Origin of the sequence: Lacrimispora struthionigena, assembly GCF_048627165.1 — a bacterium.
Classification (GTDB): Bacteria; Bacillota; Clostridia; order Lachnospirales; family Lachnospiraceae; genus Lacrimispora.
Genome location: NZ_JBMBWP010000002.1, coordinates 3,378,325 through 3,385,788 on the forward strand (window position 1 = coordinate 3,378,325; position 7,464 = coordinate 3,385,788).

The 7,464-nt window shown below is 31.7% G+C and carries 10 protein-coding genes and 1 pseudogene; 7 read left to right on the forward strand and 4 right to left on the reverse strand.

Going from position 1 to position 7,464, the window contains the following annotated elements; all coding sequences use genetic code 11:
• Positions 1-8: 8 nt before the first annotated feature.
• The 4 genes from ACOAOT_RS24990 to ACOAOT_RS25005 form a co-directional block, all read right to left on the reverse strand.
• Positions 9-284: a hypothetical protein gene (locus tag ACOAOT_RS24990; RefSeq protein ID WP_420219391.1), complete on the reverse strand. Its 276-nt coding sequence runs from the start codon at positions 282-284 to the stop codon at positions 9-11.
• Between the two features lie 17 nt (positions 285-301).
• Positions 302-439: a hypothetical protein gene (locus ACOAOT_RS24995; protein WP_420219392.1), complete on the reverse strand. Its 138-nt coding sequence runs from the start codon at positions 437-439 to the stop codon at positions 302-304.
• 444 nt (positions 440-883) lie between these two features.
• The gene (locus ACOAOT_RS25000; RefSeq protein WP_420219393.1) at positions 884-2,077 is read right to left on the reverse strand and encodes an IS110 family RNA-guided transposase; all 1,194 of its coding nucleotides are present in this window, start codon (positions 2,075-2,077) and stop codon (positions 884-886) included.
• A gap of 305 nt (positions 2,078-2,382) precedes the next feature.
• Positions 2,383-3,174, reverse strand: a complete 792-nt coding sequence (locus ACOAOT_RS25005) for a DUF4393 domain-containing protein (protein ID WP_420219394.1) — start codon at positions 3,172-3,174, stop codon at positions 2,383-2,385.
• Between the two features lie 168 nt (positions 3,175-3,342).
• Between ACOAOT_RS25005 and ACOAOT_RS25010 the strand changes: the two genes are divergently transcribed.
• The 7 genes and pseudogenes from ACOAOT_RS25010 to ACOAOT_RS25040 form a co-directional block, all read left to right on the forward strand.
• A complete protein-coding gene (locus ACOAOT_RS25010; protein ID WP_420219395.1) occupies positions 3,343-3,543 on the forward strand; it encodes a hypothetical protein in 201 nt (66 codons plus the stop codon).
• Positions 3,544-3,660: 117 nt separating this feature from the next.
• Positions 3,661-4,416, forward strand: coding sequence for a hypothetical protein (locus tag ACOAOT_RS25015; protein ID WP_420219396.1), 756 nt, complete (start codon positions 3,661-3,663; stop codon positions 4,414-4,416).
• A 178-nt stretch (positions 4,417-4,594) separates the two neighbouring features.
• Positions 4,595-5,014: a hypothetical protein gene (locus tag ACOAOT_RS25020; RefSeq protein WP_420219397.1), complete on the forward strand. Its 420-nt coding sequence runs from the start codon at positions 4,595-4,597 to the stop codon at positions 5,012-5,014.
• Entirely contained in the window at positions 5,007-5,420 is a 414-nt protein-coding gene (locus ACOAOT_RS25025; RefSeq protein WP_420219398.1) for a hypothetical protein, read from the forward strand. Before ACOAOT_RS25020 ends, ACOAOT_RS25025 begins: the two co-directional genes overlap by 8 nt.
• Positions 5,421-5,754: 334 nt before the next feature.
• A pseudogene (locus tag ACOAOT_RS25030) lies at positions 5,755-5,976 on the forward strand (phage holin family protein); the annotation flags it as partial.
• 251 nt (positions 5,977-6,227) lie between these two features.
• Positions 6,228-7,022, forward strand: coding sequence for a hypothetical protein (locus tag ACOAOT_RS25035; RefSeq protein WP_420219399.1), 795 nt, complete (start codon positions 6,228-6,230; stop codon positions 7,020-7,022).
• 151 nt (positions 7,023-7,173) lie between these two features.
• Positions 7,174-7,464, forward strand: a 291-nt coding sequence (locus ACOAOT_RS25040; protein ID WP_420219400.1) for an N-acetylmuramoyl-L-alanine amidase, incomplete at its 3' end; no start/stop codon positions are given.

The window sequence follows — 7,464 nt, forward strand, 5'->3', positions numbered from 1 at the left end:
CAATACATTTAGTCATTTTCAATTCTAGTAATTGAATTTGAGTTATATAATATGTCAGTTTTCCCCGCGAAACAAAAATAAATGCTGTTAAGAAGTCCTTCAATGATAGATGGAGCTAAACCGTATGAGGTATGATACCATGTTTCAAATGGCATGTCATAAAAAGGCTGAATATGTTTTCCATTATCCCCACTGTTGGCGGGGAGTTTGATTGGGACAATAAGGTCTCCTTCTTTAATGGTTAGTGATTTTCCATCAGAGAAATATAGTTTTGCTGTTTCCAATAGATGCTCCTTTCACTTTATTTCTTTTTATTACTTTTGGCTTGTGCCAGTGCGCTGCCAGCAACAGATTTTGATTTATCGCTAAATCTTTTATCTTTTAAAATTTCTGAGGCTGTGGACGCTACACTTTTTGATGTTTGTTTTTTATTTGGCATATCTGATCACCACCTTTCTACTATATATGGAATTGCACATTAAATTGAAACTATATATAGTATATGGCAAGAGAAAATAAATGTCAATTAAAATGCAAAAAAGTATAATATTATGTATTTAAATATTGATTTGAAGGAGGATCCAATTTGCAAAATCAACAATCTATAAATGTATTAATTGCTTTTGCCTTGTGTCACTTAGATGATGACGGGGGGAGTCCATACCATATAGCAGATGCCATTCATCTGGCAATGATAGCATAGGCTGCGACAACGAGTATACCAGCAAAGAAAGGTTAAGGGAGGCTGTTGAGATTGTAAATTGCTTTAATAATTAAACCTTGCTAATAAAAATCAAGCATTCTTTGAAGAAAAATAAAATATATGTTGGGGTAAAAAAGAGCGAATTTAATAAGCCTTATGCTTTATTAAAAAAAAAAGGTTTTAGGATTTATATATTTCCATTACTCTTGCATAATAAATTCTCAAAAATTTATTAACAGCTGCCATTTTCGCGACGTTTAATGGCTTACCCTCATCCTCTTTTTTTATCATAAAGAGATAGACTGGATCGTCTGGCTTGTGCATTTTGAGGCATTGCATTACTTCATAACAGGCTTTTCTAAGAGCAGGAGCACCGCGTTTTGATATATGTCGGTTCGTACTTTCGTATTGGCCGGATTGAAACGGAGGTGCATCATTTCCAGCAAAAGCGTTTAATGCTTTACCGCTGGTGAAACGACGGACATCGCCGATCTCGGCAATAAGACGAGGGGCCAGGTTGTCTCCAACACCGTTCATAGCCCTGACGGTGGGGTATTCAGGTAGTGTCTGAGCAATAGACTGCATTTGTACCATAGTGGCTTTTGCGGCAATTTCTGATTGTTTTAATAGAGTTAGGCATTGTTCTATAGATAGCATAGTGTAGGGATCAGAGCCGCGAGTAGTAATGCTGTTACTGGCAAGCTCATAAATCTGTAGGGCTTTTCTTTGATAGTTCCGACAACCGATTTTTTCAGCCAGTTTGGCATAACTATTGAGAAACTTCTTTTGCCCCATAGATTTAATGGTATCGAAATTGTGGTATTTTTCAATGAATTTATAGAGCATGTTATTTTCTGGATTAATAGTTTTTGACATGAGTATGTTTTCTATGCCCGGCATAGTTTCATCAAGGAGGTTTCCGAGATAAATACGGTTCTTTACCTTTGTTGACACACGTTGGTTGTACTGCCTGAATAAAAATTTCAGATCAAGATATTTTTGCTCTAACGAAGAATATCTGGTGAGAGCATACGATTTTTCAAGGGCGTAGAAGGCCATTCGCATAGCATCTTTTTTATCTGTCTTACCACGGCGAATTTCATTATCTCCATATTTTTTCATTAGGTATGGATTCATGACACATATAAACAAATCTGCATTATGGAGCTTTTTTAGGACAGGAAGGTGATAATGCCCAGTGGCTTCCATAACAATTTTTACATCATCATGGAGAGAGCGTAGGTAAGTGATGAGGTTATCTATATCACTTTCTACATGGCGGATATCATAGGGTTTGGCGAGTATTTCACCATCAGAATTAAGAATAGCAACGGTACTTTTTGATTTGGATACATCAATACCAACAGCAATCATGGTATTCCTCCTTAGTAGTTTATTATGATTGGGTCCAACATCTCAAATATCTATTCATGTTCGTTAGTGACCCGGGAGCTGCGTCCCAACTTGCTGAATCGAATACATGATAATGAGAGTTGGCTAACAAGTTTACCTACGGGCGTGGTGTCCCAATTAGAAATTACGTTAGCCAATCAACCTCATCATAACAAAAAAATAAGACTAGGGGATGATTTCCCTACTCTTATATAGTACGAATTAGGATTTAGCCAATTAAAAAAGTAAATGGCTACTGATTGTCAGTCAGAAACCATTTACTTTTATCAAGGATTTACTACACAGATTTCATAAAACAAACTAGAAAGGTCATTAATTTTTATATACTGTTTATCGTATTCAAGCTTTTCTCCATTTTCAAGCAAAATGGAGTTGGCGTGTTCTAATGTTTTAAATAATGGATTTTGCTTTACAGCATTGTAAGTGGCGTCTATGTTGTAATACTCTCCATATGGAATTTCTATTAAACCCAACCGAATTAAACTGTCAATAGAGGTGGAAAATTGACGTACTGACAGTTCATTTACCCAAGAACAATGGCGTTGAAGGATTATACTTCCTCCAGATTTTAGTTGTTTGTTCAAAGTGATTAATGGTCGTGTTTTAGCTTTCATTATCATCTGAAACACTGTTGCATCTAATGGAGACATTTGTTTTATGATTTCTACAAATGAGGGGTGAACAGAATTTTTACTATCATTAATCATAGATTTAGTCAGAAGATTGGCGTATAGATTTCTTAGTTCTTCGCTATTCATGGAATAAGAAATAGCTTGAATTGCAGGAATTGCAACGTATGGCTCTGAAGTGACTATTTTATCTTGACCAACATGCTCCAATTTTTCAGATAGTAACTTTTCAGTTTCTGCAATATTATATTCTCTTACTGCAATCCACTGACGCAGAGGAACTAGGGCAGCATTAATAGCCCGAGGTATAAGCGCTATGGTTTTCCCTGATTCTTTGGTAGCAGGTTTTAAACCATCCTCATAAACTTCAGGAACTGTTTTGACAGCCTTTCCAACACCTTCAGCAAGTATATCAAATCCATTTGGCATAATAACACGACATTTCTATAATAGTACTTTAATTTTATCAAATTTTGTAAAAATAGCAAGAAAAGGAGATATAAAAATGGGAACTTTAATTTGTATTATACACAAGGGCAAAGTTAGAATCCTTCATATCGGGAACACAACTCAATATTTAGCAATGACGGCATCTATATGCAAAAATACAGACGCAGGGCATCAGGAAGAGAAAAAGAATATAAGGCGTTTGAGCTGTACTTTATACAAGGTAGGGACTATGGAGAAATAGCAGAGGAACTGGAAACGGGAAAGAATACGCCAAGGCGTTGGGTAACGACTATTATAAATGAGCTTTCAGTTCTACTTTGGGGTATAGACGAGGAAAGAGTTAATTGAATGATGGAAAATAACAGGATTAATTAAATATGCATTAAACCACGTTGAAAAACCTTATTTATTATGCTAATGTAAGTATAGTGGATATAGAAATATTTAGAAATGGGGAGATGGTTTATGATTACTATGGAAAAAGCAAAAAAATTAAATTTACGAGGCTCAGATACGTTTTGTAATAATCATATTTATTATATAAATTTTGAGCATCAAATATGGTTTGCAATAAAGTTAAATTATGAAGCGTATAAAATATTAAAAGATTCTATTTTAATAGAGCATTGTGAAGAGTTATATAAAGATTGTACATTAAATAATAGGGATAATCGTGAAGATACCCCGCTATATGTTAAATACATTAATAACTTTTTGTTAGATAACGTAAAAATTGCACTTGCTATGGAATTACACTTAAAAGCTCGTCTTATTGAAAAGGGATACATAATACACTATATTAATGCAAAATATAATTCAAATCTTAAAGCGTTAAAGAAGAAACAGGAGAAAGAACCTATTTCTATTGCTGAGTTTTTTAATATTGAGCAATATATGTATGATGAGGTAAACGAGTATAATGTATTGACTGGTTTAAAAGAAACAAGTTTGGAATTTAGCCATATATTAAAAAATAAGTCATATGTTGAAAAACTGAATATCAGTGATAGAGATATACCTATAATTGATGACATAAGAAGAGTTAGAAACACAATACATTTACCTGGTGACTTTCCAAGTTTAAGTTACATAGATGGTGACAAAAATGAAAGATTATTTAGTTTTATTAATGAAAATATAGTAGATAATACAAATAAAAGGATAAAAGAGAAAAATTTAAGGTTTCCAGAATTAGAAAAATTTAATTTCAAAAAAGCATAGTTATAAGTTTTGAAGAGTAGGCGATTACTTAACCATAATAATGGGGGAGGGATATGTCTACTCTTTTGACTTATATCAAAGCTGCATAGTTAATGCGTAAAATATAATTTATATTGATAACTAAAAATAATAGTAATATAATTGTTTTTGATAGAAATGTTAAAAGGGGGAGAAAATATTGGTAAAAAAAATATTGGTAAAATTATTACTTTGGTGTTTATATACAGTTATAATTGGTATATTACCAGTTGGGCTTATTTTACTAGTTTGCATGATTTCTAATACAAATTTTAGTTATGGCATGATATGTTCGGGAATATATTTTTTTAATTTAACAATTTTTGCAGATAACTTCAAAGAGTTAATTCAAATTAAAAGCTTCAAAGATTTTAATTTAGTTCTTTTATTTACTTGTATAGGTGGAATTTCTATATCATCATTTATATATGGTATATTACTATATAACGATTATATAGTTAATCTAAGTTTAAATTATAGTAAAATATATTATGTATCTTTAATTTTTACAGGAGCTAGCATTTTAATTGCCATTTACGCTCAAGCTATGCGAGTTATAGGAGGTGTCAAAAATGTATGAGATATTTTCTAACATAGATAAAATTTTGTCTACAAGTTCTATAGTTATAATTGTAATCTCTATGATAAGCTTGCTTGTTGCTATTTTTGCATATATTCAAACGAAAAATAACAAAAATATTGAAGAGTCTCTATTTTACATGATTTTGAAATTATATAGAGAAAAAAAGAATACAAAATCAAATATAACTAAGCAATTAGAAACAGAAGGATTTAATAAGCAAGAGCAAAAAGAGTTAGCTAAAATACAAATGGAAATAATTGACTCAATTCCAGAAGAATTAATATCAATTATTAATTCAATAGTAGAAAACAAAGATGTAAAATTAGATTCAAATATATTAAATAAATTAGAAGAATATAAAATTTTAAAGGATAAAATTGAGAAAAACAAAAAAAAGGAGTAGATAGAAAGTATAAATCCTAATAAGTAAAACAGTGGTAAAATCGTGGTGTTTACATGGGATATTCAAAGCAGTATAATGGTAGCATGAAAAGAGTAGGCGACAGCTTAACCGCAGCAGCGGCAGCAGGACACCTACTCTTTTTGTTTACATTCTTAAGCCTCCACCCAGCGCATGAAACTTAGGGCGCTGGGAACTTAAAGAGAAAGAGAGGGACAGCATGAAAGAATGGGCTAAGAGTTTTTATTTATCTGCGGCATGGGAACAAACCAGAGCCGCTTACTTAATGTCAGTGATTTATTTGTACCTATGGCAACAGAAGCAATGGTAAAAGCTACGAACATATTTAGGGCTTATAAGAGTGGGCGTAGCGGAGTTTTTTGCCTTGCTTTACATTGCTTATGAGATTACAAGTATCTTTAAAAATATGACGTTATGTGGGTTGCCAGTAAAAAAGGTATGGAAAAAAGTGAGGGCGTTTCTGATGAAGTATACCGACGAGCTGCCAGATGCAGATGGATTAGACGGTAGTACTAAAGGAATTAATAATAAAGTCTAGATAACAAAATAAAATGCTTTTTATACCTATTTATGGTATACTTTGTAAGTTAAATATAAAGAAGTAGATTATAGAATAAATTTACAAAGGATTTGGAAAATGAATAAAGAACAAAAGATTATTCAAGTAGCAATTAAAGATTTATTTAAGTTATTTAGTATTTTAGTATTTTAGTATTTTCTTTATTTGTTTATCTTTTTATCTTATGTTGTGTAATGAGATTTAATGGTGAATACTGGTGTTATAAAGTAGTGGATACTATATTTTTTATATATTTATACTTGATACTATCTAAAATAATAAAAGAAGTTAGAAAATATTCAGACGAAAAAGGAGTGGGATTAAAAGTAATATATGAGGCTTTAATAATATATTTATTGATTTTTATAAGTTGCTCATATAATTTGGAAAAAATAAAAGAAATTATAAATTCATATGGATTAAGTAATATTTTTGTTATAGAAAAGGTAACATTATATACTGTAATTTCACATCTATTCAAAGCATCATCTATTTTAAAAGCATCTATAGATGAAGTAATAGTCAAAGATGTGGTATTTCAGCTTAATGGCTGGAATCGTTATAAGTTAGTAAAAGAATACTTGAATGAGTTATTGGAGTATCGTAAAATATATATTTTACATGAAGACCGAAATAAAAAGAAACCAAGATTGTGGATTATAAGAGGTGGTGATTGTGTTGATATCAGTGATTATATAGAAAAACGTAAAATTTATAAGTCTCATAAAGAATATATTAAATTAACTGACTGCCAAGCGAAAGAAATTCTTAAAAGGAGAAAGTGTAAAGGATTTGATGTTGACACTTATGAAGGAGATTCTGCATCGATTTTAACTCCATGGAAAGCTAAACATTTTTATAGCATTACTATAACACTACTTGATTTAGATTATTATGACCAAGAAGTAATAAAAGATTTAATAAGTGAAAAAAAAGAAATGCTACAGATTTTACCTAGTGATGTAAAATCGTTTACACTAAGAAGCTATTTATATAATATTTTTTTTAAAAAGAGAAGAAAATAAAATCTATAAAAATTTCAGTTTATCGACTTACTAAGATGATATAAATAGTAGTCAGTTTATAAAAAGAACAGTAAAATTGAAGTTTGTAGACAAACTTAAGCGCTTACGGGAAACCGCAGGCGCTTATTTTATGCAGAAAGGCGGTAAATATATGAAATCAATTAATCTATTATTAACGGGATACAACCACAATACGGGCAGCATTTCAAGAATAAAGTATATTGTCATTCACTACGTAGGAGCGCAGGGCGGTGCAAGAGCAAATTGCCAATATTACGCTGGTAGCAACCGCAATGCGTCAGCTCATTATTTTATTGGGTTTGACGGGGAGATATGGCAGAGCGTGGAAGATGCTAACATAGCATGGCATTGCGGAGCTATAACAGCGTTAAAGGGAGCAGGAACGGTGCAGGCTGCATCTGATGCGGTATTAACTGGCTAC

What these genes read in the sequence shown, in the direction of transcription:
- ACOAOT_RS24995 (WP_420219392.1), bottom strand. Translation starts at nt 439, where the DNA reads ATGCCAAATAAAAAACAAACATCAAAAAGTGTAGCGTCCACAGCCTCA.
- ACOAOT_RS25000 (WP_420219393.1), bottom strand. Translation starts at nt 2,077, where the DNA reads ATGATTGCTGTTGGTATTGATGTATCCAAATCAAAAAGTACCGTTGCT.
- ACOAOT_RS25005 (WP_420219394.1), bottom strand. Translation starts at nt 3,174, where the DNA reads ATGCCAAATGGATTTGATATACTTGCTGAAGGTGTTGGAAAGGCTGTC.
- ACOAOT_RS25010 (WP_420219395.1), top strand. Translation starts at nt 3,343, where the DNA reads ATGCAAAAATACAGACGCAGGGCATCAGGAAGAGAAAAAGAATATAAG.
- ACOAOT_RS25015 (WP_420219396.1), top strand. Translation starts at nt 3,661, where the DNA reads ATGATTACTATGGAAAAAGCAAAAAAATTAAATTTACGAGGCTCAGAT.
- ACOAOT_RS25025 (WP_420219398.1), top strand. Translation starts at nt 5,007, where the DNA reads ATGTATGAGATATTTTCTAACATAGATAAAATTTTGTCTACAAGTTCT.